Origin of the sequence: Nocardiopsis sp. NRRL B-16309 (assembly GCF_001279585.1) — a bacterium.
Lineage (GTDB): Bacteria > Actinomycetota > Actinomycetes > Streptosporangiales > Streptosporangiaceae > Nocardiopsis.
In genome coordinates this window covers 37,497-61,067 of sequence record NZ_LGEC01000103.1, presented here as the reverse complement: position 1 = coordinate 61,067, position 23,571 = coordinate 37,497, and the positions used below count along the sequence as shown (strand labels likewise).

The 23,571-nt window shown below is 71.2% G+C and carries 15 protein-coding genes; 5 read left to right on the top strand and 10 right to left on the bottom strand.

Features of this window, described 5'->3' with window-relative positions; translation table 11 throughout:
* Positions 1-75: 75 nt before the first annotated feature.
* The 3 genes from ADL05_RS23430 to ADL05_RS23420 form a co-directional block, all read right to left on the bottom strand.
* Positions 76-5,100 carry a DNA repair ATPase gene (locus ADL05_RS23430; RefSeq protein ID WP_053619162.1) on the bottom strand — a complete coding sequence of 1,675 codons (5,025 nt, stop codon included), beginning with the start codon at positions 5,098-5,100 and terminating at the stop codon, positions 76-78.
* An 11-nt stretch (positions 5,101-5,111) separates the two neighbouring features.
* Positions 5,112-7,175: a flotillin family protein gene (locus ADL05_RS23425; protein ID WP_053619161.1), complete on the bottom strand. Its 2,064-nt coding sequence runs from the start codon at positions 7,173-7,175 to the stop codon at positions 5,112-5,114.
* Between the two features lie 262 nt (positions 7,176-7,437).
* The gene (locus ADL05_RS23420; RefSeq protein WP_053619160.1) at positions 7,438-8,079 is read right to left on the bottom strand and encodes an OB-fold-containig protein; all 642 of its coding nucleotides are present in this window, start codon (positions 8,077-8,079) and stop codon (positions 7,438-7,440) included.
* Between the two features lie 273 nt (positions 8,080-8,352).
* Between ADL05_RS23420 and ADL05_RS23415 the strand changes: the two genes are divergently transcribed.
* The 3 genes from ADL05_RS23415 to ADL05_RS23405 all read left to right on the top strand — a co-directional run bounded on the left by ADL05_RS23415 (position 8,353) and on the right by ADL05_RS23405 (position 11,164).
* Positions 8,353-8,778: a YciI family protein gene (locus ADL05_RS23415; RefSeq protein ID WP_053619310.1), complete on the top strand. Its 426-nt coding sequence runs from the start codon at positions 8,353-8,355 to the stop codon at positions 8,776-8,778.
* Between the two features lie 44 nt (positions 8,779-8,822).
* Positions 8,823-10,079, top strand: coding sequence for an RNA polymerase sigma factor (locus tag ADL05_RS23410; RefSeq protein ID WP_053619159.1), 1,257 nt, complete (start codon positions 8,823-8,825; stop codon positions 10,077-10,079).
* Between the two features lie 101 nt (positions 10,080-10,180).
* Positions 10,181-11,164, top strand: a complete 984-nt coding sequence (locus tag ADL05_RS23405) for an NAD-dependent epimerase/dehydratase family protein (protein WP_053619309.1) — start codon at positions 10,181-10,183, stop codon at positions 11,162-11,164.
* 43 nt (positions 11,165-11,207) lie between these two features.
* Here ADL05_RS23405 and ADL05_RS23400 read toward each other — a convergent pair whose 3' ends face one another.
* The 6 genes from ADL05_RS23400 to dnaK form a co-directional block, all read right to left on the bottom strand.
* Complete coding sequence (locus tag ADL05_RS23400) at positions 11,208-11,804, bottom strand: Uma2 family endonuclease (protein ID WP_053619158.1); 597 nt, start codon at positions 11,802-11,804, stop codon at positions 11,208-11,210.
* Between the two features lie 145 nt (positions 11,805-11,949).
* On the bottom strand, positions 11,950-14,565 hold the full coding sequence (clpB, locus tag ADL05_RS23395; RefSeq protein ID WP_053619157.1) for an ATP-dependent chaperone ClpB: 2,616 nt from the start codon (positions 14,563-14,565) through the stop codon (positions 11,950-11,952).
* 87 nt (positions 14,566-14,652) lie between these two features.
* Positions 14,653-15,159, bottom strand: a complete 507-nt coding sequence (locus ADL05_RS23390; RefSeq protein WP_053619156.1) for a heat shock protein transcriptional repressor HspR — start codon at positions 15,157-15,159, stop codon at positions 14,653-14,655.
* Entirely contained in the window at positions 15,156-16,313 is a 1,158-nt protein-coding gene (gene dnaJ, locus ADL05_RS23385) for a molecular chaperone DnaJ (RefSeq protein WP_053619155.1), read from the bottom strand. Before dnaJ ends, ADL05_RS23390 begins: the two co-directional genes overlap by 4 nt.
* A 171-nt stretch (positions 16,314-16,484) precedes the next feature.
* Positions 16,485-17,207, bottom strand: coding sequence for a nucleotide exchange factor GrpE (gene grpE / locus ADL05_RS23380; protein ID WP_053619154.1), 723 nt, complete (start codon positions 17,205-17,207; stop codon positions 16,485-16,487).
* 42 nt (positions 17,208-17,249) lie between these two features.
* Positions 17,250-19,097, bottom strand: a complete 1,848-nt coding sequence (dnaK, locus tag ADL05_RS23375) for a molecular chaperone DnaK (RefSeq protein WP_053619153.1) — start codon at positions 19,095-19,097, stop codon at positions 17,250-17,252.
* Between the two features lie 478 nt (positions 19,098-19,575).
* Between dnaK and ADL05_RS23370 the strand changes: the two genes are divergently transcribed.
* Positions 19,576-21,786, top strand: a complete 2,211-nt coding sequence (locus ADL05_RS23370; RefSeq protein ID WP_197285906.1) for a (Fe-S)-binding protein — start codon at positions 19,576-19,578, stop codon at positions 21,784-21,786.
* Positions 21,787-21,909: 123 nt separating this feature from the next.
* On the opposite strand, the gene ADL05_RS23365 is transcribed toward ADL05_RS23370, so the two are convergent.
* Positions 21,910-22,278: a hypothetical protein gene (locus ADL05_RS23365; protein ID WP_053619152.1), complete on the bottom strand. Its 369-nt coding sequence runs from the start codon at positions 22,276-22,278 to the stop codon at positions 21,910-21,912.
* A 280-nt stretch (positions 22,279-22,558) separates the two neighbouring features.
* Here ADL05_RS23365 and ADL05_RS23360 point away from each other — a divergent pair, with 280 nt between their 5' ends.
* Positions 22,559-23,557 carry an ABC transporter ATP-binding protein gene (locus tag ADL05_RS23360; RefSeq protein ID WP_053619151.1) on the top strand — a complete coding sequence of 333 codons (999 nt, stop codon included), beginning with the start codon at positions 22,559-22,561 and terminating at the stop codon, positions 23,555-23,557.
* Positions 23,558-23,571 lie beyond the last annotated feature (14 nt).

Here is a 23,571-nt window from a genome sequence, read left to right as displayed (position 1 = left end):
GGGCCCGGCCCCGGACTCTCGCAGCCCCGGGGCCACCGGTTCCCCCGGGCCCCGAGGCCCGGACTCCCGGTCCGGCTACCGTTCGGCGGCGCGGTCGATGGCGGAGCCGATGGAGCCGACCCGGTCGGCGAGCAGGCCCATCGCCCCGATCGCCCGGGTCATCGGGTCGTCCTCGGAGCCGCCCAGCGCGCGTCCGCGCAGGAAGCCCGCCTTGACCTCCTCCCACCGGGTCTTCTGCTCCGGCGTCATCACCCCGCGCAGCTCGGCGAGCTTGAGCAGGTTGGCCTCCGCGCCCGAGGTCAGGGTCTGCGCCTCGCCCAGGTAGTGGTCGTCGATCGCGGCCTCCACCTCGGCGTCGTTCATCACCGGAACGATCTTCTCCGCCAGCCGGTTCATGTTCCGGTACGACCCCTGCAGCTGGAACGGCGGCTCCGAGCGCGCGTCCTCGGACTGCGCGGCCGAGGCGATGTAGGCCTGGTTGTTGGCCAGCACCACCTCCTGGACCCGCAGCAGCTTGCGCAGGACGGACAGGATCCGCTCCACCTCGGTCGCCGAGTACGGGTGCTTCAGCTCGTCCGTGCCGACCGAGTCGTCGCCCCGCGCCATCCGCACGAACGTGTACACGTCCTCGCGGTCGCGCGACGACAGCGGCGACAGGGTCGGGTTGGAGGTGAGCGCGTTCTCGATGTAGCTGAGCGCGAACAGCTCCTCCTTGCCGGAGAGCACGTCGCCCAGGTTGTACACGTCGGCGCGGTTGGCCAGCATGTCCGGGATCCGGAACTTCTTGCCCTGCTCGGTGTAGGGGTTGCCGGCCATGCACACAGCGAACCGCTTGCCCCGCAGGTCGTAGGTGCGGGTGCGGCCCTCCCACACGCCCTCCATCCGGCGCTGGCCGTCACAGAGCGAGATGAACTTCTGCAGCAGCTCCGGGTTGGTGTGCTGGATGTCGTCCAGGTACAGCATCGTGTTGCTGCCCATCTCCAGCGCGAAGGAGATCTTCTCGACCTCCTGGCGCGACGTGGCGTCCGGCGCCTCCGCCGGGTCGAGCGAGGTCACCGCGTGCCCCAGCGCCGGTCCGTTCACCTTCACGAACACCAGGCCCAGGCGGCTCGCCACGTACTCCATCAGCGTGGTCTTGCCGTACCCGGGCGGGGAGATGAGCAGCAGCAGACCGCTCTGGTCCGTGCGCTTGTCGTCGCCGGCCGCGCCCAGCTGCTTGGCCAGGTTGTCGCCGATCAGCGGCAGGTACGACTCGTCCAGCAGCCGGTTGCGGACGAACCCGCTCATCACCTTCGGCTTGTACTCCTCCAGCCGCAGCCGTTCGCGCTCGGCGGCCACCAGCTCGTTGCGCCGCCGCTGGAAGTCCCGGTAGGCGGGCACGTCCCGCTGCCGGAACGCGCGGGTACGCGGCAGGATCTCGTCCAGGCGCACGTCCAGCGACCGCTCGCGCACCCGCGGGTGCGAGCCCAGCAGCCCGGTCACCCTCTCGTGCACCGCCGCCGAGGACTCGTACCGCTCCACCTCGGGCCCGGTCAGCTCGATCACGGCCGCCTCGGGCAGGTCCCCGGCGTCGAACGAGCCCTCCTCCAGGGTGCTCGCGAACGCCTCCAGCCACGCCGACACCAGCTGGTGCCGCGCCGCGACGTCGCCGTCGAGCCGGCGCAGGTCCTCGGCGAAGGCCCGGCGCGTGGTCTCCTGGGCGCTGCCCAGCGCCCGGTGGAACCGGTCCAGGAGCAGCCTGGCCCCCGCGCCGGACACGAATCCGCGCTCGGAGGGGCCGTCCGCGGCCAGCTCCTCGAAGAGGTACTCGCCCACCAGGTCCAGTTCGGTGTCCTGGTACAGCCCGGTCTCGGTGAGGAACGCGTCCACGCCCCGGGCCAGCTCCCCGCGCAGGCCGTCGATGGCCGCCGACCGGCGCGCCCCGAACACCTCACGCGCGCGGGCCAGCGACCCGGCGCGGGTGCGCCAGGCCGCCCGCTGGTCCTCGTCGGTCCCGTAGGCCCAGAACAGCTGGGCCACCGCGCGCACGGGCCCGGGATAGCGCAGCAGTCCGGCACCGGTCCGCAGCCGCAGCAGCGCGGACAGGATCCGGGCGGCGTCGTGGTCGTGCACGCCCCGCTCGTAGCCCTCGTCGTACCGGGTCTCGGCGACCCCGCGCACGATGTCCAGGAGCGACCCGTTCTCGGACTGCACGTCCGCCTCGACCAGCGCCCGCAGGCTCGAACCGTCCGCGCCCTCCTCGGCGGCGGCCAGGATCGAGGTGGCCAGGTACTCGGCCCGGTACACCCGCTCGCTCTCCGACACCAGCATCCGGTCCCACAGGTACCGGGTCTCCTGGAACGCCTCGTCGGTGACCGGCGCCCGGAAGTCGGTGCCGGTGACGGCCACCGACATCTCCCCCTGGTGCGGGGTGAGCGTGAGGTCGACGGGCTGGGTGTTGACCGCGAACCGGTGCCGACCGAGGCGGATGGTCTCCCCGCCCGCACCGCCCTCGAACAGGTCGGCGCGGTCCCGCAGCGCCCGGCCCGCCTCCTGCCGGGCGGCCAGGATCTGCCCGTCCAGCTCCTCGGCGCGCACGGTGTCGCCGAGCGCGCGCATCTCCTCGACGGTGCGGCGCAGCCGGGTGACCATCGCGTCGGAGGCGAAGTAGGTGTTGATGTCCTCCAGCGTCGACAGCGTCGACACCCGCCGGTGCACGCCCTCCAGCACCCGCGCGGCCGACGACGCCAGCCGGTCGGCCCGCCGGGACCGCTCGTCGACCAGCGACTGCTTGCGGGTGGAGAACGCCTCGTAGACGTCCTCCCGCTTGTCCGACAGCTCCCCGAGGAAGTCGTCGAACTCGGCGAAGCGCGACTCCAGGTTCTCCAGCTGGAGCATGATCCGGCCGAGCTGCTCGTCGCACCGGTCCGGGGAGTCGGCGGCGGCCAGCGCCCCCGTGATGGCCTGCCCGAGCAGGGAGAACTCGGCGGCGAACTCGGCCCGGCCCTCCAGGGCCAGCAGCTCCTTGCGCCGCGACTCCAGCGTGGCGCGGGCCCGGTTGATCCCGCCCATCACCTCGCTGATCCGCTCCAGGATGCGCGTGCGCACCTGGGCGTCGCCGATGTCGAGCGACCCGATGACCTCGGTGACCACCTGCAGGCCCTCGGTCTGCTCGGCGATGCGCTCGCCGACGGCCGTCGCGGCCGTGACCGCGTCGATCGCCTCGGCGTCCGCCACCAGCCGGTCGACCTCGGAGTGGTATCCGGCGAACGCGTCGTCCTGTTCGAGGAAGGCCACCGTCCGGCGGCCCGCCGCGGCGATCTCCTCGCCCATCCGGTGGTCGAGGTCCGCCAGCCGGTCGGCGTCCACGTAGCGCATCTCGCGCAGCGTGGCCGCCTGCCCCTGGGCGCGGCGCAGCTCGGTCAGCCGCGCCACCCAGCCCTCCGCCGAGCGGGGCGCCTCGCCGCGCGAGGTGCGGATGAGCGAGGCCGCCCGGGACTCGGCCTCGGCCAGGGCCTCGGCGGCCTGGCGGGTCAGGGCCTGGACGGTCTCGAACTCCTCCAGGACCTTCTCCGCGGTCGCCCGCACCTGCGACAGCGGCTCGGCCAGGTCGCCCAGTTCCGGATCGCCCAGCCAGTGGAACTGGTCCGACACCCGGCGGCACGAGGCGATGAGCGCCTCGAACACCTCGGTCGAGGGCCGCATGTCGCTCGCGATGCGCGCCACGGACAGGCACTCCGACACACCGCGCACCAGGTCGGCGTTGCCGATCCGCTCCAGCGGACCGGTTCCCGCGGGCTGCGCGGCCGCGTACACGTCGGACACGAACGGGGTCCGCCACACCTGCATCGGGTGCACCCGGGTGGGCTCGCCGGTTCCGTCGCGGAACACCGTCATCGTGCCGTCGTCGAACAGCGAGTAGCCGTGGCAGACGATCGGGTTGGCGACCTCCTTGCGGATGGTGTTGTACGACAGCAGCAGGCTGCGGCCGTCCTCCCGGGAGTGGAAGACGTAGAGCACGTCCTCCCCGTTGGGGGAGCGCACCACACGCTCGAACTCCAGGTCGGTGACGTCGGTGTCGAACGTCCGGGCCGTGCCGGTGGCCAGGTAGTAGCCGCCGGGGAAGATGAGCCCCTGGTCGTCGGGCAGGCGCTGGCAGGACTGGCCGATGCCGTCGAGCCGCTCGACCTCCTTGGTACGCGTGTTGAAGACCAGGTACCGCCACGTGGTCTCGTTGTAGGGCAGCACCTTCATCAGGATGAGCGCGCCCACCCTGGCGTAGTGCACCTGGGCGTCGGCCAGGCTCTGCAGCGGCTCGTCGACGGGCTCGGCGTAGATGCCCTCGCCGACCTCGGTGTTGTTCTCCACCTTGATGGTGAGGTCGCCGTTGAGCGTCTCGACGAACAGTTCGTCGAGGATCGAGATGTGCGGGTGCCGCCCGGCGACGTGGTCCTCGCGGGTGGTCTCCACCCACGCGAAGTCGTGCGAGGGTGGGAACACGTGGTCGCGCTCGCCCCGCGCGTCGAGGTAGGCGACCTCGCCGGCGGGCGAGACCGACCAGCGCAGCACCCGCACGTCCTCGGTGCGCGGGCCGGTCTGGAACACCGCGAGCAGCCGGTCCTCCACCTTCCGCAGCTGGAGCAGGTGGGCGTCGCGGTAGTAGCGGTAGAGCTGACCGAAGTCCTGCCGGAAGCGCTCGTCGTCCAGCAGGCCGGGGGCGGCGTCGCCGGGGGCGTCGGCGAAGGTGAAGCCCTCACCGTCCCGTTCGTACCGGTGCAGGGAGAACACGTCGGGGACGTGGGTCTCCCGCTTCATACCGATGAAGACGTTGTAGCCGAACAGGATCATGGCGCCGTCGGCGCCGGCGCCGACGGCCCGCCCCACGCTCACGATGTCCCGCGGGACGCAGTTGTGCTCGGTGCGGATGCGCTCGGTGCCGAGCAGCGCCAGTTCGGTCCCGCCGAACACCTCCAGCCGCCGGTCGTTGAGCGCCTCGGTCCGCCGGGCCAGTTCGCCGGTCTGGTCGCGCAGCCGGGCGCGGAGCACCTCGTAGGTGCCCGCGTCCAGCGACCGCGCGTCCACGGCGTCCGACCCGGCTTCGGTCTCCAGGGCCTCGGTCACGTGGGACTACCTCACTGCTTGACGGGGGCGATGGCGGTCACGGGGAGCTGGTCCAGGCCCAGGGAGCGGGCCGTGGAGAGCAGCGAGTCCAGCTTGCCGCTGTTCTGGCCGCCCGCGGCGATCAGCTTGAGCAGCAGGGCCGAGACCGTGAGGTTCTTGATGTCCTCGGTGTCGGCGTCGGCCAGGATGCGCCTGATGTCCTCGGTGAAGTTGCCGCCGCCGTTGGCACCGGCGTCGCCGTTGAGCCAGTTGCCGCCCAGGGTCTGGACGGTGTCGGAGTTGCCGACGAAGCCGTCGATCGCCTTGCCCATGCCGATGGAGTTGACCATGCGGTCGAAGAAGGCGCCGTCGCCGCCGACGATGCTGATGTCGGCGCTCTCCAGGCCCGCGGCCATCGCGGTGGCCTGGGCCTCGGCGACCTGGCGGTGCACGTCGATCCCGGCCAGGCGGACCTCCTTCTCGGCGTCCAGGCGCAGGCGGTACTCCTCGTGCTCGCGGCTGACCTGGTCCAGGGCGGCCATGGCGGACGCCTTGTCGGTGAGGCCGGCGGCCTCGGCGCGCAGCTTCTGCTCGATGCCCTCGGCCTCGGCCTGGGCCTTCTCGCGGGACACGACGGCCTCGGCGCGGCCGATCTTCTCCAGCGCCTCGGCGTCCTGCTGACGGACCTGGACCTCGGCCAGGCCCGCGGCGGCGGCCTCGGCCTGCAGGCCCTCGGCCAGGCGGATCTTGGCGCGGGTGTCGAGTTCGGCGGCCTGCTGGCGGGCCTCGGCGAGGGTCATCTCCTCGGCAGCGCGGTGCTTGGCCGCGGCCTCGGCGGCCTCGGCGGCCTTGATGTCCTTGACCAGGTTCTCCTGGGCCTCGGCCTCGGCCTGGATGATGATGGCCTGACGGGTGCGCTCGGCCTCCTCGACCGCGCGCAGCCTCTTGATCGCCTCTTCCTGCTCGGCGACGGTGCGGTCGACGGCGATGCGCTCGCGGACGACGTCGGCGACCTCGCGCTTCTCGGCCTCGACCTCCTTGTCCTTGGCGATGCTGCTCAGCTCGGTCTCTCGCTCGCGGCCGATGACCTCCAGCATCCGGTCCTTCTCGATGCGCTCGGTCTCGATGGCGATGACGCGCTCGCGGTTCTTCTCGGCGACCGCGATCTCACGCTGCTGGTTCTGCTGCTGGACGCCCAGGGCCTCGTTGGTGCGCAGGTTGGCGGTCTCGGCCTTGAGGCGCTCCTCGGCCTGCACGCGGGCGGTCTCGGACTCCTCGCGGGCGCGGATGATCTCGATCTCGCGCTTGGCCTTGGCGGCGGCCTCCTCGCGGCGCTTCTCCAGCTCGGCGAGGGTCTCGGCGGTCTCGGTGTTCTGCCGGTCGAGTTCCTTCTTGCGGTCGTTCTCGAACTCGTTGGTGCGCTTGTGCTCGATCGCCGTGCGCTCGGTGATCTTGCTGATGCCCTGCGCGTCGAGGATGTTGTTCGAGTCGTGCTGGTGCAGCGGGGTCTGCTCCAGCTCGTCGATGGCCACGTCCTCCAGGCTGTAGCCGTTGAGGTCGGTACCGATGAGCGAGACGATCGCGTGGCGGAACTGCTCGCGCTGGGTGAACAGCTCCTCGAAGTCGAACTGCTTGCCGACCGTCTTCAGCGCCTCGGAGAACTTCGAGTTGAAGAGCTCCTGGAGGGTCTCCCGGTCGCTGGCGCGCTCGGTGCCAATGGACTTGGCGACCTTCTTGACGTCCTCGGCGGTCTCGTTGACGCGGACGTAGAAGTACACGCGGATGTCCGCGCGGATGTTGTCCTTGCAGGTGAGGCCCTCGCGGCCGCTGCGCTCCAGGGTGAGGGTCTTGAGCGAGATGTCCATGACCTCGGCCTTGTGCAGGACCGGGAGGACGACGGCGCCCGTGAAGGTGACGTGGACGTCACGGGTCTTGGAGATGATCAGGGCCTTGCCCTGCTCGACCTTCTTGAACAGCCGCATGATCATGACGACCAGCGCGACGAGGACGATGAGGCCGACGGCCAGGGCGACACCGAAGGTGAGGAAGGTGGCGTCCGCCGCCTCCTGCCCGGTGGTGGTTGCACTCAGGAACACGTAGGGGTCGCTTTCTGGGAGATGGGACGTGCGGGTGCGGGGGCGAGCGCCGGGGCTGGGGCGGTGGGGTGCCGCTTCGGGCTCGTCCGGAGATGAGACGCCGTCGGGCGCGCAACGGTTCCGCGCGGCCGACGGTCCGGTTCGGGCAGGTGGGAGTGGTCGGGCGGGTGGTACCGGCTCGGGACGCTGGGGCGGGTCGGGAAGTGGCGCCGGTTCGGGCGGTGGGGGCGGGTCGGGCCGCTGGGCGGGGCGGCGGGTCCGGTCAGCCCTGGCCGGGATCCAGGGCCGCGTCGAAGTGGGTCACCAGGAAGACGTCGCCCTCGGCCCGGTGGTCGAAGATCAGGGCGGTGCTGCCCAGCGGGAGGACCTCGCCGCCGGTGGTGCGCACGGGGATGGTGATCGCGGCACCGCCGGAGGTGGTGATCTCGGCCTGGCCGAAGTCCTCGCCGGCCTCGCCGATCCGGATCACGCAGGTGCGACCGACGAGTTCGTGCTTGGAGTCGCCGCCGCGGCGCGGCAGGAACCGGGCGACGGCCATCACCAGGCCGCTGGTGACCGCCCAGGCGGCGACGACCGCGATGAGCAGCACGACGGCGCCGAGGGCCAGCAGCAGGGGGGTGGAGGTGGTGTCGAGGAGACTGGTCATGATGCCTCCCATCATGCTCACGAACCAGGCGGAGCAGATCAGCATCGAGAGCGCGACGGTGACCGGCACGTCGCCCAGACGAGCCCTGTGCATGACCGCGCTCAGCCCGGACGCGGCGCCGTCGGCGTCCACGGCGTCCAGGAGTTCGCTGTCGGTGGCGCCCACGAGCACGAGGACCCAGTAGACGGCCACCACGAGGAGCAGGGGTGTGAACAGGACCGCGGGGAAGCCGAAGGTCGTACCCAGGAACAGCTCCACCCTCGTACTCCTCCGTGCTGTGATCCGCGCCGTCGACGGCGAACGCCCAGGAACTCTACCGAACGCCCCAGCTCAGCTCGGTGGCGGGCGGTCCGGTTGACCGGTTGTGGCCAGGCGTGGCCACGGGAGGGACCGGTCCCGGGCCGGCCGGGGACCCGGTCGAAAAAACTCCGAGAAAAAATCCGGGAGGGTGTCGATCCGGACGGGGCCCGTTCGACGTGTGGGTGAGAGCGGGGGAGAACGAGCCCCCCCACACCACGAGAGGTGAACACCATGCGCTACCTGATGTCGATCATGTCCAGCCCCGAGTCCGAGGCCGCCGACTACGAGGTGGGCCCCGAGGTCTACGAGGCGATGGCCGCGTACAACGAGGAGATGGTCAAGGCCGGCGTGCTGCTGACCGGTGAGGGCCTCGCCCCCACGGCCCAGGGCGCGGAGATCGTCTTCCGCGACGGCGAGGTGACCGTCACGGACGGCCCCTTCACCGAGGCCAAGGAGTTCATCGCCGGCTACTGGGTCATCCAGGTGTCCTCGCACGAGGAGGCCGTGGAGTGGGCCAAGCGCTGCCCGCACCCGCCGGCGGGCGACGACACCGAGATGAAGCTCCAGCTGCGCCGGATCGGGGAGCTGGAGGACATGGAACAGATGCCCGAGGACCTCAAGGAGCGCGAGCGCGAGCTGCGCGGCCAGGGGTACTGATCCTCAGCTTGCGGTGAGGTGGCTCACGGTGCTGTGATGGCTCCGTGAGCCACTCGGACGCGACGCGCGCGGTGGAGGCGGTCTGGCGGATCGAGTCGGCCCGCCTCATCGGCGCGCTCAGCCGCATGGTCGGCGACGTCGGACTGGCGGAGGAGTTCGCCCAGGACGCCCTCGTCAGTGCCCTGGAGAAGTGGCCGAAGGAGGGCGTGCCCGCCAAGCCCGGCGCCTGGCTGACCACGGTCGCCAAGCGCCGCATCCTCGACCGCTGGCGCCGCGACGAGCGCTTCCAGGACCGGATGGTCGAGCTGGGCCGCGAGATCGACGAGCGCGACGGCCAGGCCGAGTTCGACGCGGTCCTGGAGGAGGACTACGGCGACGACCTGCTGCGGCTGATGTTCGTGTGCTGCCACCCCGTCCTCGCCACCCAGGCGCGGGTGGCGCTCACCCTGCGTATGCTCGGCGGGCTGACCACCGACGAGATCGCGCGCGCCTTCCTCGTGCCCGAGGCCACCGTGGCGCAGCGCATCGTGCGCGCCAAGCGCACCCTGGCCAAGAAGAACGTGCCGTTCGAGGTCCCGGTCGGCGCGGACCGCGACGCCCGGGTGGAGTCCGTCCTGGAGGTCGTCTACCTCGTCTTCAACGAGGGCTACGTCGCCACCTCCGGCACCGACTGGACCCGTCCCCGGCTCAGCGAGGAGGCGATGCGCCTGGGACGGGTGCTGTGCGACCTGCTGCCCAAGGACCACGAGGTCCACGGGCTGCTCGCCCTCATGGAGCTGAACGCCTCCCGCTTCCGGGCCCGCGTGGGTCCGGACGGCGCCCCCGTGCCCCTGGACAAGCAGAACCGCGGCCGGTGGGACCGGCTGCTGATCACCCGCGGCCTGCGCGCACTGTCCCGGTCCGTCCCGGACGACCCCGGGCGCGCCCGGGGCCCCTACTCGCTCCAGGCGGCGATCGCCGCCCAGCACGCGATCGCGCCCACGGCGGCGGACACCGACTGGTCGGCGATCGCGGTCCTGTACGAGGAGCTGGTGAGGACCACCCGCAACCCGGTGGCCGAGCTCAACCGCGCGGTCGCGGTGTCGATGGCCCTGGGGCCCGGGCCGGCGCTGGGCATCGTCGACCGGCTCCGGGATGTTCCGGCGATGGCGGGCTACCCCATGCTGTCCGCGGTCCGGGGCGACCTGCTGGCCCGCCTCGACCGCGCCGAGGAGGCCCGCGCGGAGTTCGAGCGGGCCGCGGAGCTCACCCGCAACGAGAGCGAGCGCGCGCTCCTGCTGGGCCGCGCCCGCGCCCTCTGACCGGCGACGACGTCGGTCGCCTTCGGTAGGAGCGCCCGGCGCCTTCTGCTGTGGGCAGGCCGGACTGGCGCGCGCGGCGGCACCGCGCCAGACTGCCGCACATGAGACTTCTGATGTTGGGCGGGACCGCGTTCGTCGGACGGGCCGTGGTCGCCGAAGCGCTGGACCGCGGCTGGGACGTGACGGTCTTCCACCGGGGCACCCGTCCCGCGCCGGAGGGCGCCGCCGCGCGCCGGGGCGACCGCACCGCCGAGGACGGGCTGTCGGCGCTGGCCACGGGGGAGTGGGACGCCGTCGTCGACACCTGGTCGGGCGCGCCCTCGGCGGTGCTGCGCGCCGCCCGCCTGCTGTCCGGCCGGGTGGGGCACCACGCCTACGTCTCCAGTAGGTCCGTCTACGCCCGCCCCGCGGCCGCCGGCCTGGACGAGGACGGGCCGCTGGTCTCCGGCGACCCCGAGGCGGACGCGACCGACTACGCGGGCGACAAGCGCGGGGGCGAACTGGCGGCGGAGGCCGTGTTCGGCGACAGGGCGCTGCACGTGCGCGCGGGGCTCATCCTCGGCCCGCACGAGGACGTCGGGCGCCTGCCCTGGTGGTTGGGCCGGATCGCCGAGGGCGGGCCGGTCCTCGCCCCGGGCCCGCGCGACCTGCCGATCCAGTACGTCGACGTCCGCGACCTGGCGGTGTGGACCCTGGACGCGGTCGAGCGCGGCCTCGGAGGCCCCTACAACCTGGTGAGCCCGCCCGGCCACGCGACCATGGGCGGCCTCCTGGAGGCGTGCGTCCGGGCCACGGGGTCCGGCGCCGACCTGCGCTGGACCGACCCCGACACCATCCTGGCCGCGGGCGTCGAACCGTGGACGGACCTGCCGGTCTGGCTGCCGCCGGGCGAGACCCACGCGGCCATGCACCAGGGCGACGTGTCCAGAGCGGTCGCCGCCGGGCTGCGCTGCCGCCCGGTCGCCGCGACCGTCGCCGACACCTGGGCCTGGATGCGCTCCCTGGACGGCCCCGTCCCCCAGCGCCCCGACCGCCCCCGGCTCGGCCTGGACCGCACGGTCGAAGCCGCCGTCCTGGGCGCCTGAGCCCTCGCGGTGCGGAGCCTCACGCGCGGACGAAGACGCCTGGCTAGCGGCCGTACCGCTTGAGGCCGTCGGTGTTCAACGTGACCCCGACCCCGGGTACCTCGACCGTGTGTCCGTAGCCGAGCTTGGTGATGCTGCGGTACCGGCCGCCGACGGGCTCGCTGTGGACGGTGACACTGTCGTCGTCGCGGTCGACGAGCACGTACACGCCGATGGAGCAGGCGGCGTAGGCATGTGCCTTCTCGACCCGGTCACGGGCGTTGGTGTCGGAGTCCCACGAGGTGACCTCCACGACCGCCAGGACCCCGTGGGGGTCGGCCCACTCTCCCTGGCCGGCGAAATGGTCGACAGGTGCGAGGATGCCGTCCGGGCGCGCGCGGCCCTTGCGGTAGGAGTCCACCTTCAGGCCCTGGCCTGTGACGTTCAGATCCAGGTCCGCCCGCTGGGTCATGAACTGGCGCATCAACCACATGAGAATCGCGTTGTGGTCGCTGTCGGGCACGGTTCGGATCTCCATTTGGCCGTTGAGGTATTCGAGGGTGACATCCTCACGGGCTGCGGCCTGGGCGATGATCTCGAACTGTTCGACGCTCAGCTTCTCGGCAGGGGATCTCGGCGAGTGGTCTTCGATCACGGTCATGGTGCGGCCCCTTCTGCCGTGGATTCAGGACCCAGGAGGCATCGCGGACTCCTGGGACCAGGTTACTGGTAGAACCCCGCTTGGTCCCTGGAGCCGGCGTGGGAAAGGGTGGGGCCGCCCCGGCGGGGCGGCCCCGGGGCCCGGCTCAGAGCTCGGGTTCGGCGGTCTGCTTGCGGGCCACGCTCAGCTTGTCGGCGGCCTCGTCGACGTCCACCACCACGGTGTCGCCGTCGGCCAGGTGGCCCGACAGCATCTCCCGGGCGAGCGGGTCACCGATCGCGGACTGCACCAGGCGGCGCAGCGGGCGGGCACCGTAGCTGGGGTCGTAGCCGGTCAGCGCCAGCCACTCGCGGGCGGCGTCGGTGACCTCCAGGCCGAGCTGGCGTTCGGCCAGGCGCCGCACCAGCTTGTCGACCTGCAGGTCCACGATCCGGGTGAGGTCCTCGGTGGACAGCGCGTCGAACATGATCACGTCGTCCAGCCGGTTGAGGAACTCCGGCTTGAAGGTCGAGCGCACCACGTCCATGACGCGGTCGCGGCGCACCGACTCCTCCAGCGACTGGTCGACCAGGAACGGCGACCCGAGGTTGGAGGTGAGGATGAGGATCGTGTTGCGGAAGTCCACCTGTCGGCCCTGGCCGTCGGTCAGCCGGCCGTCGTCCAGCACCTGGAGCAGGGTGTCGAACACCTCCAGGTGGGCCTTCTCCACCTCGTCCAGCAGCACGACCGTGTACGGGCGGCGGCGCACCGCCTCGGTGAGCTGGCCGCCCTCCTCGTACCCCACGTAGCCGGGAGGCGCCCCCACCAGGCGCGACACCGTGTGCTTCTCGGAGTACTCGCTCATGTCGATGCGCACGATGGCGCGCTCGTCGTCGAAGAGCAGCTCCGCCAGCGCCTTGGCCAGCTCCGTCTTGCCCACGCCCGTGGGGCCCAGGAACAGGAACGAGCCCGTCGGCCGGTCGGGGTCGGAGATCCCCGCGCGCGCCCGGCGCACCGCGTCGGACACCGCGGCCACGGCCTGCCGCTGGCCGATGAGGCGGCGGCCCAGCTCCTCCTCCATGCGCAGCAGCTTGGAGGTCTCGCCCTCCATCAGCCGCCCCACCGGGATGCCCGTCCACGCCGAGACCACGTCGGCGACCTCGTCCGCGCCGACCTCGTCCTTGACCATCGTGTCGCCGCTGTCCTCGGACGCGGCGTTCTCCTCGGCCTGCGACGCCTCCTCGATCTGCTTCTCCAGCGTCGGGATCTCCCCGTACATCAGCCGGGAGGCCGTGTCGAAGTCCCCCTCGCGCTGGGCCAGCTCGGCGCGGGTGCGCAGGTCGTCCAGCTGGCCCTTGAGCTCACCGACCCGGTTGAGGCCGGCCTTCTCCTGCTCCCACCGGGCCACCAGGGCGTTGAGCTGCTCCTGCCGGTCGGCCAGGTCGGCGCGCAGCCGGTCCAGCCGCTGGCGGCTGGCCGGGTCCGACTCCTTGTCGAGCGCCATCTCCTCCATCTTCAGGCGGTCGACCGTGCGCTGGAGCTCGTCGATCACCACCGGGCTGGAGTCGATCTCCATCCGCAGCCGCGAGGCCGCCTCGTCGATGAGGTCGATGGCCTTGTCCGGCAGGAAGCGCGCGGTGATGTACCGGTCGGACAGCGTCGCGGCGGCCACCAGGGCGGCGTCGTTGATCTGGACCTTGTGGTGCGCCTCGTAGCGCCCCTTGAGCCCGCGCAGGATGGCGATGGTGTCGGCGGACGACGGCTCGCCCACCATGACCTGCTGGAAGCGCCGCTCCAGCGCCGGGTCCTTCTCGATCTTCTCCCGGTACTCGTCCAGGGTGGTGGCGCCGACCATGCGCAGCTCGCCGCGCGCCAGCATGGGCTTGAGCATGTTGCCCGCGTCCATCGCGCCCTCGGCGGCGCCCGCGCCCACCATGGTGTGCAGCTCGTCGATGAACGTGATGACCTGGCCCTCGGACTCCTTGATCTCCGAGAGCACCGCCTTGAGCCGCTCCTCGAACTCGCCCCGGTACTTGGCGCCCGCCACCATCGCCGACAGGTCCAGGCTCACCAGGCGCTTGCCGACCAGCGACTGCGGCACGTCCCCCGCCACGATGCGCTGGGCCAGGCCCTCCACCACGGCGGTCTTGCCCACGCCCGGCTCGCCGATGAGCACCGGGTTGTTCTTGGTGCGGCGGCTCAGGACCTGGATGACGCGGCGGATCTCCCCGTCCCGGCCGATCACCGGGTCGACCTTGCCCTCGCGGGCCCGCTCGGTGAGGTCCACACCGAACTTCTCCAGCGACTGGTAGGTGTCCTCGGGGTTCTCCGAGGTCACCTTCCCCGTCCCGCGCACGCGCTCGAAGGCCTCCAGCAGCGCGTCCGGGGTCGCCCCGGCCTCGCTCAGCAGGCGCGCCGCCTCACCGCCGTCGGCGGCCAGCCCCACCAGCAGGTGCTCGGTGGAGACGTACTCGTCCTCCATCCGCTGCGCGCGCTGGGCGGCGGTGTTGATCGACACGATGAGCTGGCGCGAGGAACTGGGCGAGCTGACCGTCGACCCGGCGGCCCGTGGCAGCGCCGTGATCGCGGCCTCGACCTTGTCCCTCAGCTCGTCGGGGCTCGCGCCGACCTCCTTGAGCAGGGGTCGGGTGACGCCCTCGGACTGCTCCAGGAGCGCGGCCAGCAGGTGCAGCGGCTCGACCTGCGGGCTGCCGTCCGTGGTCGCGCGGCGGATGGCCACCGACAGAGCCTCCTGGCTCTTCTTGGTGAGTTTGTAGTTCACCGGTGACTCCTTTCACAAGTCATGTCACGCACAGTGATGAACGATGGCCGGTCGCGCCCCCGCGCTCCTCGTCCACGCGGAGCTCCGTCAGCCCTGGTCGTCGGTCCCGTCGCCCGCCTCGGGGCCCTCGGCGACGGGACGGTCCTGGCCGGTGCGCCGAGTGTCGTCCTCGGGCGTCTCGGCGGTGTTGAAGATCGTGACGCGTGTGCGGCGCACCAGCTCGCCGCGGACGGCCCCGCCGCCGGAGCCGGTCGGGCGACCGCGCCGCGCCACGGCCCGGCGCGCCGCCTCCAGCTCGTTGGCCAGGTGGAACACCTGCTCGCGCAGCTGCTCCACCTCGTGCCCCAGCTCCAGGATCCGCTTGATCCCGGCGAGGTTGATGCCCTCCTCCTGGGACAGGCGCTGCACCTCGCGCAGCGTCTGGACGTCCCGCATGGAGTAGCGGCGGCCCCGGCCGGACGCACGGCCGGGCGACACGATCCCCAGTCGGTCGTACTGACGCAGTGTCTGCGGGTGCATCCCGGCCAGCTCGGCGGCCACCGAGATGACGTAGACCGGGGCGTCAGCGCCGAAGGAGTCGTTCACATCGATCACGCACCCTTCGCCCGCGCCTCTAGCCCGGCACGCGGATCGTGGTCGGCCGTGGCGGCGCGGAACTTCTCCAGCGCCTCGCGGGCGCCCTCGTTGAGTGTCTTGGGAACCGCGACCTCCACCGTGACGAGCATGTCGCCGGTGGTGCCGTCCTTGCGGGTGGCGCCCTTGCCGCGCACCCGCAGCTTGTGCCCGTTCTGCGTGCCCGGCGGGATCTTCACCGTCACCGGGAAGCCGGTGAGGGTGGGAATGCGCACCTCCGAGCCGAGCACGGCCTCGGGGAACGTCACGGGCACGGTGATGGTGATGTTGTCGCCGCTTCTTCCGAACACCGGGTGTTCCTTCACATGGACGACGACGTACAGGTCCCCGGCCGGCCCGCCGTGCTCTCCCGGCGCGCCCTTGCCCTTGATCCTGATCCGCTGGCCGTCGGAGACGCCACCGGGGATGCGGGTCTGGATCGTGCGGGTGCTCCGGCCGCGCCCGCTGCCGTGGCAGGTGATGCAGGGGTCGTCGACGACCAGGCCGCGCCCCTTGCACTCGCTGCACGGCTCGGACAGCGAGAAGCCGCCCAGGTTGGTGTTCTCGTGCCCCGTGCCGGTGCACTTGGGGCACATCCGCGGGGCGGTGCCCGCCTTGGCGCCCGTGCCCTTGCAGGTGGGACACGGTGCCTCGCTGGCCAGCTGGAAGGAGCGCGTGACTCCCTCCGCGGCCTCGCGGAAGTTCAGTGTGGTCTCGGTCTCGACGTCGGCGCCGCGCCGGCTGCGGGTCGCCGTCCCGCCGCGCCCCCGGCCGCCGAACAGCCCGCCGAACAGGTCGCTCAGACGCTCGCCCCCCGGCGCGCCCCCGGTCCCCTGGCCGAAGATGTCGCCCATGTCGAAGCCGCCGGGACCCGAGCCGCCGCCGGGGCGGTAGGAGCCGCCGAACAGCGAGCGCGCCTCGTCGTACTCCTTGCGCCGCTTCTCGTCGGAGAGGACGTTGTAGGCCTCGGAGATCTCCTTGAAGCGGCCCTCGGCCCCGGGGTCGTCGGTGTTGGCGTCGGGGTGGTTCTGCCGGGCCAGCTTCCGGTAGGCCTGCCGGATCTCGTCCTTCGAGGCGGTCTTTGAGACTCCGAGGACCTTGTAGTAGTCCTTCTCCAGGTAGTCCTTGGTGCTCATCGACTGGTGCCTTCTCCCCGCTGGTGCCGGTTGCGTCCGATGCTTCCACGTGTCCCCGGGCCACCGCGGGCCGGGGTCGCCCTCCGGCCGCGGCCGCCACGGAAGCGGCGGCCGCGGCCGGGCGGTGCGTGCCTCCCCGCACCGCCCGGGAGCGGCGCGGGGACGCGGCCCCTACTTGTCGTTGCCCGACTCGTCGCCCTCGTCCGAGGAGGAGTCGTCGGCCTCGGCGGCCGGTTCGGCGGTGTCCGCCGCGGCCTCGCCGCCGTCCTCCAGCGGATCGCCCACGACCACGCGGGCCGGGCGCAGGATCCGCTCACCGATGCGGTATCCGGGCTGGAACACCTCGATCACCGTCTGCGCGGTGATACCCGGGACCGGCACCAGGGTGAGCGCCTCGTGGAGGTTCGGATCGAACTCGTCGTCCTTCTCGCCGTACCTCTCCAGCCCCAGCTTGGTGACCAGGGCCTCCAGCGACTCCCCGACCGCCTTGAACCCGCCGGTGAGCTCGTCGTGCTCACGGGCGCGCCCCACGTCGTCCAGGATCGGCAGCAGGTCGCTCACCACCTGTGCGGTGGCCATCTCGCGGACCGCCACGCGGTCGCGCTCGACACGCTTGCGGTAGTTGGCGTACTCCGCCTGCACCCGCTTGATGTCGTTGGTGAGCTCGACCACCCGCTCGTCCGCGTTGACGGCATCCATCACCGACTCGGGCGTGTCAGGGACCTCGGAGACGTCCACCTCCTCGGCCTCCACCGCCTCCTCGGCGGTGTCGGCTCCCGGAGTGCGGACCTCACCGGTGTCCGGGTCGATCCTGCGGTTGTCGCGGATCACCGGTCCCTGGTGCTCCTCACCGTCGCCGGTGCCGGAGTTGTTCGTCTTGTCCGACGGCGCCATGTCCGACGCTTCCTCCTTCCTCGTCTCCCAGCGGACAGCGGCCTAGGACTGCTGCTTGCCGTTGTCCTCGTCGACGATCTCGGCGTCCACGACGTCGGCGTCGTCGGCCTGGGCGCCCTCCGGGCCCGGGGCCGCGTCGCCCTCGGCGCCCTGCTGGCCCTGGCTGTAGATCGCGGAACCGATCTTCTGGCTGGCCAGCGCGACCTTCTCGCTCGCGGTGCGGATGGCCTCGACGTCGGTGCCCTCCAGCGCCGTCTTCAGCTCGGCGAGGGCCGACTCGGTCTCGGTGCGCGCCTCCGCCGGGATCTTGTCCTCGTTGTCCTTGATGACCTTCTCGGTCTGGTAGACGAGGGACTCGGCGTTGTTGCGGACCTCGGCCTCCTCGCGGCGCTTGCGGTCCTCCTCGGCGTACTGCTCGGCGTCCCGGACCATCTTGTCGATGTCCTCCTTGGACATCGCCGAACCGCCGGAGATGGTGACGGACTGCTCCTTGCCGGTGCCCAGGTCCTTCGCGGTGACGCTGACGATGCCGTTGGCGTCGATGTCGAAGGCGACCTCGATCTGCGGGACGCCGCGCGGCGCCGGGGGCAGACCGGTCAGGTCGAAGACGCCCAGCTTCTTGTTGTACTGGGCGATGTCGCGCTCACCCTGGTACACCTGGATCTGCACGGACGGCTGGTTGTCGTCGGCCGTGGTGAAGATCTCCGAGCGCTTGGTCGGGATGGTCGTGTTCCGCTCGATGAGCTTGGTGAACACGCCGCCCTTGGTCTCGATGCCCAGCGAGAGCGGGGTGACGTCCAGCAGCAGGACGTCCTTGACCTCGCCCTTGAGCACACCGGCCTGGAGCGCGGCGCCGATGGCCACGACCTCGTCCGGGTTGACGCCCTTGTTGGGCTCCTTGCCGCCGGTCATCTCCTTGACCAGGTCGGCGATGGCGGGCATGCGGGTCGAACCGCCGACCAGGACCACGTGGTCGATCTGGTCGAGGCTGATCCCGGCGTCCTTCATGACCTGCTGGAACGGCGTCTTGGTGCGCTCGACCAGGTCGGAGGTCAGGCGCTGGAACTCGGCGCGGGTGAGCTTCTCGTCCATGTGCAGCGGGCCCTCGGCCGAGGCCGTGATGTAGGGCAGGTTGATGCTCGACTCGCTGGAGCTGGACAGCTCGATCTTGGTCTTCTCCGCGGCCTCGCGCAGGCGCTGGAGGGCCATCTTGTCCTTGGACAGGTCCACGCCGTTGGCGTTCTTGAAGCGCTCGACGAGCCAGTCGACGATCGCCTGGTCCCAGTCGTCGCCGCCCAGGTGGTTGTCGCCGTTGGTCGCCTTGACCTCCACGACGCCGTCGCCGACCTCCAGGAGGGAGACGTCGAAGGTGCCGCCACCGAGGTCGTAGACCAGGATGGTGGCCTCGTCCTCCTTCTCCAGGTGGTAGGCCAGCGCGGCCGAGGTCGGCTCGTTGATGATGCGCAGGACGTTGAGGCCCGCGATCGTGCCGGCCTCCTTGGTGGCCTGGCGCTGGGAGTCGCTGAAGTAGGCGGGGACGGTGATGACCGCGTCGGTCACGTCCTCACCGAGGTAGGCCTCGGCGTCGCGCTTGAGCTTCTGCAGGACGAAGGCGCTGATCTGCTGGGAGTTGAAGTCCTTGTCGTCGATCCTCTGCTTCCAGTCGGTGCCGATGTGGCGCTTGACCGAGCGGATGGTCCGGTCGACGTTGGTGACGGCCTGGCGCTTGGCCACCTCGCCTACCAGGACCTCACCGTTCTTCGCGAAGGCCACGACGGACGGGGTGGTGCGGGCGCCCTCGGCGTTGGCGATGACCGTGGGCTCGCCGCCTTCCAGGACCGCGACACACGAGTTCGTCGTACCGAGGTCGATTCCGACCGCACGTGCCATGGTTGCTACCTCCGTCAAAGTTGAGTCGTTCGGGCACAAGTTTGCTTCGCCCGACGGAAGCTGTCAAGTCAATTGAGTCGACCAGACTCAAGTTGGTTCCTACGTCCTGACAACGGACGGCCGGGCGGGGATGTTCCCGGCCTGCGGGTCCTTCACCGGGAAGATGGGAGAAGCCAGGGAGATCCTTGACCCGAAGACCAGGGGCGCCTCAGGGGCGGGTCAGGGTGCCCCGACCGGTGGCATCACCGATGCCCGCGTGCGCCGTTTCGCCCCGGGCGTCCGCTACACATAGGTGTGTGGGGTGTGTTCGGAGTCAACTCGGGTGTACCCGCGTGATTTCGTAGCGATGGCGCTGGCTAGCGTTGGGGCCCGCATGCGATGGCCGATGACGGCCGCACCATTACTCGCTAGTAACATATGTCTCGACCGCCGGTGTGTGGCGCACCGGACGACGAAGCAGGATGGGAGGCCACGGACGATGCTGTACCTGACACTGGGCATCATCACCTCGGTCTTCGCCGTGGTCGCGTTCACCATGTTCGGTCTGGCCATTCGCCAGATCGTGCGGACAGTGGGCATCGGCCGTCCGGTGGAGCCGGAACGCAAGGGGCCGTTCGGCCAGCGGCTCACGATGACGCTCATCGAGATCATCGGTCACGGCCGGATGCTCAAGCGCCCGTGGATCGGTGTGGCCCACTGGTTCGTGATGGTGTCCTTCCCCCTGCTGGTCTTCACCGTCATCGAGGCCCAGGGCGAGGTCTTCGACCCGCACTTCCACCTGCCGATCATCTACGACTGGACGGTCTACGGCCTGGCCATCGAGATCATCGCGGGCGCCAGCCTCGTCGGCATCCTCGGCCTGACCGGCTACCGGCTGATCAACAGCCCGAAGCGGATCGGCCGCTCGTCCCGCTTCATGCACTCCAAGCACTGGACGGCGTACTACGTCGAGGCCTACATCATCGGCCTGCTGATCGCGATCTTCGCGATCCGCGGCTTCAAGGTCGCCCTGGACGACTTCCCGTTCCCGGTCTGGGCCACCCCGATCTCGCACGCGATCGGCTCGTTCCTGCCGGGCGAGGCGGCGACCGCCGAACCCGCGATCGCCCTGATCGCCGCCTTCAAGCTGATCATCAGCTACATGTTCTTCATGGTGCTGTCGGTCAACCTCACCATGGGCGTGGGCTGGCACCGCTTCATCGCGCCGGTCAACATCTACTTCAAGCGCAAGGCCGACGGCGCCCCGTCGCACGGCGCGGCCAAGCAGATGATGGACAAGAGCGGCACCAAGCCCCTCGACTTCGAGGAGGCCGACCCGGACGAGGACCCGTTCGGCGCCGGCAAGATCGAGGACTTCACCTGGAAGGGCCTGCTCGACTTCAGCAGCTGCACCGAGTGCGGCCGCTGCCAGTCGCAGTGCCCGGCGTGGAACACCGGCAAGCCGCTCTCGCCGAAGAAGGTCATCCTCGACCTCCAGCAGCACGCCTACGAGAAGGCCCCGTACCTGCTCAAGGGCATCACCGAGGAGACCCTCGCCGAGAAGCCCGACGAGAGCCACGCGGGCGTCGACGTCCTCGCCCTCCTCAACAAGCCCCTCGTGGGCACCGAGGAAGAGGGCGGTGTCATCCACCCGGACGAGCTGTGGGCCTGCACCAACTGCGGTGCCTGCGTCGAGCAGTGCCCGGTCGACATCGAGCACATCGACCACATCCTCGACATGCGCCGCTACCAGGTCATGGTCGAGTCCAACTTCCCGTCCGAGGCCAACACCCTCCTCAAGAACCTCGAGAACAAGGCCAACCCGTGGGGCATGGCCGAGGACAAGAGGATGGACTGGATCCAGGAGCTCGCCGAGCAGGAGAACCCGGTCGAGGTCGAGGTCGTCGACGACAAGCTGTCGCCGGAGACCGAGTACCTGTTCTGGGTCGGCTGCGCCGGAGCCCTGGAGGACCGCGCCAAGAAGACCACGAAGGCCATCGCTGAGCTGCTGGACATCGCGGGCGTGAAGTTCGCCGTCCTGGGCGGCATGGAGGCCTGCACGGGCGACCCCGCGCGCCGCCTGGGCATGGAGTACGTCTTCCAGATGCTCGCGCAGCAGAACGTGGAGACCCTCAACGAGGCCGGCGTCACCAAGATCGTGGCGAGCTGCCCGCACTGCTTCAACACGCTCGCCAACGAGTACCCGCAGCTCGGCGGCACCTACGAGGTCGTCCACCACAGCCAGCTCCTGGCCAAGCTGGTGGACGAGGGCAAGCTGATCCCCGTCGAGAACATCGACGAGAACATCACCTACCACGACCCGTGCTTCCTCGGCCGCCACAACAAGGTGTACACGCCGCCGCGCGACATCATGGCCAAGGTCCCCGGCGTCAAGACGCAGGAGATGCACCGCCACAAGGAGCGGGGCTTCTGCTGCGGCGCCGGCGGCGCGCGCATGTGGATGGAGGAGCGGATCGGCAAGCGCATCAACACCGAGCGGGTGGACGAGGCGCTGACCACCAACCCGGACACCGTCTCCACCGCGTGCCCGTTCTGCCAGGTCATGCTCGGCGACGCGATCAACGAGAAGAAGTCGCAGGGCGAGGCCAAGGAGTCGCTGGAGGTCGTGGACGTCTCCCAGCTCCTCCTGCGCTCGGTCAAGGGCGAGAACCCGGCCCCGGGCGAGGCGAAGGAGAAGGCCGAGGCCTGATCCGGACACCGGGGGCCGGGCCGCACCGTCGGCCCGGCCTCCGCCGCGTGTTCCCGGGTGTTCGCGCCGGACCGGTCCAGGCGCGGTCCCGGGCCCCGTCCAGGGCGCGTCCCGGGCCCGGTCCTAGGACCCGTCCTCGCGCCGGGCCTCGTCGACCAGCCGTTCGGACTGGCGCAGCCCGGCCACGCACCACACGGTGAGCACGCCCAGCAGGACCACGTAGTACATCGTGCGGCCGTCCCAGCGGCCGGTGACCGCCGCGTGCACCAGGATGGCGGCCAGCAGCGCCAGGACGATCCCCGTGGCGGCGCGGCCGAGGGCGCGGCTCCGCAGGTGCAGGCCCAGTCGGGCGCGGTCGGCCTCCGGCCGCGAGATCTCGCCGCGCGCGAGCCGCGCGGAGACGCGCTCCCGCGCCTTGGACCCCTGCCGGGCGGAGACCGCCAGGGCCAGGCCCGTGGCCACGCCGACGGCAGTGACGATCAGATCGAACACGTCGGCCTCCCCGCGGCGGGGCCGCGATCGCGGGCGGCCCGGGGTGGGCGGACGGGCACGGACGGTGTCTTCACGGGGAAGCCCTCTCCGGTCGGCGGCGCGGTCGATGGCCCTCCAGGCATATCGGATCGCCGGTCCGAACGCGAGGCACGGGCGCCGCGCCCGGGGCGCGGCATCGGGCCACCATGACATTTGTCAGCTATCGGTCCGGTACACGTGCTGGTGAAGGCGGTGACAGCGGTCTCTGTCGGCCGGGCGCCGCGTCCGGGAGTCTGGGGGCATGACGACGACGGAGAACACAGGCCAGGCCCAGGACACCCCCCGCGGCGGCGACGGCGGCGCGGCCGTCGTGGTCCGCGACCTGCACCAGCGCTACGGCGCCTTCGAAGCGGTCAGGGGTGTCTCCTTCGAGATCCGGCCCGGCGAGCTGTTCGCGCTCCTCGGGACCAACGGCGCCGGGAAGACCACCACGATCGAGACCCTGGAGGGCTTCCGCCGCCCCAGCTCGGGCACGGTCCGCGTCTTCGGCCAGGACCCCTACGGCCAGCCCGCCGGCGTGCGCGAGCGCACCAACGCCGTCCTACAGGGCAGCGGCCTGCTGGAGGACCTCAGCGTCCAGGAGACCATGTCCGTGGCCCACGACCTGGCCGCCGACCCGCGACCCGTCGACGAGGTCCTGGACCTGGTCGGCCTCGTCGACAAGTCCGGGGTCGCGGTCCGGCAGCTGTCCGGCGGGCAGAAGCGCCGCCTGGACCTGGCGCTGGCCCTCCTCACCCGGCCCGAGGTGCTCTACCTGGACGAGCCCACCACCGGGATGGACGCCGAGGGCCGGATCGAGACCTGGCGGATCATCCAGGGGCTCAAGCGGGAGGGGACGGCCGTCCTGCTCACCACCCACTACCTGGAGGAGGCCGAGCGGCTCGCCGACCGGCTCGCGATCATGCACCGGGGCGAGGTCCGCGTGGAGGGCGTGCTCCAGGACGTCCTGGCCGGATGGGGCGACCGGGTGAGCTTCGTGGTCCCCGACGAGGTGAGCACGGGCGACCTGCCCGCCGTCCTGGGGGCCGAGGCGGTCGTGGAGGCCCACGACCAGGAGCTCTGGGCGACCTACACCGTGACCGAGGGCGACATGGCGGAGCGCGCGCACCACGCCGTCGCCGCGCTCATGGCCTGGGCCGGCGACCGCGGCACGGTGCTGCGCCGCCTCCAGGTGCGCGGCGCCTCCCTGGAGGACGTCTTCCTCCGGGTCGCCGACGGTGCCGCCGACCTCGTCGGCTGACACGGAACCGGCGC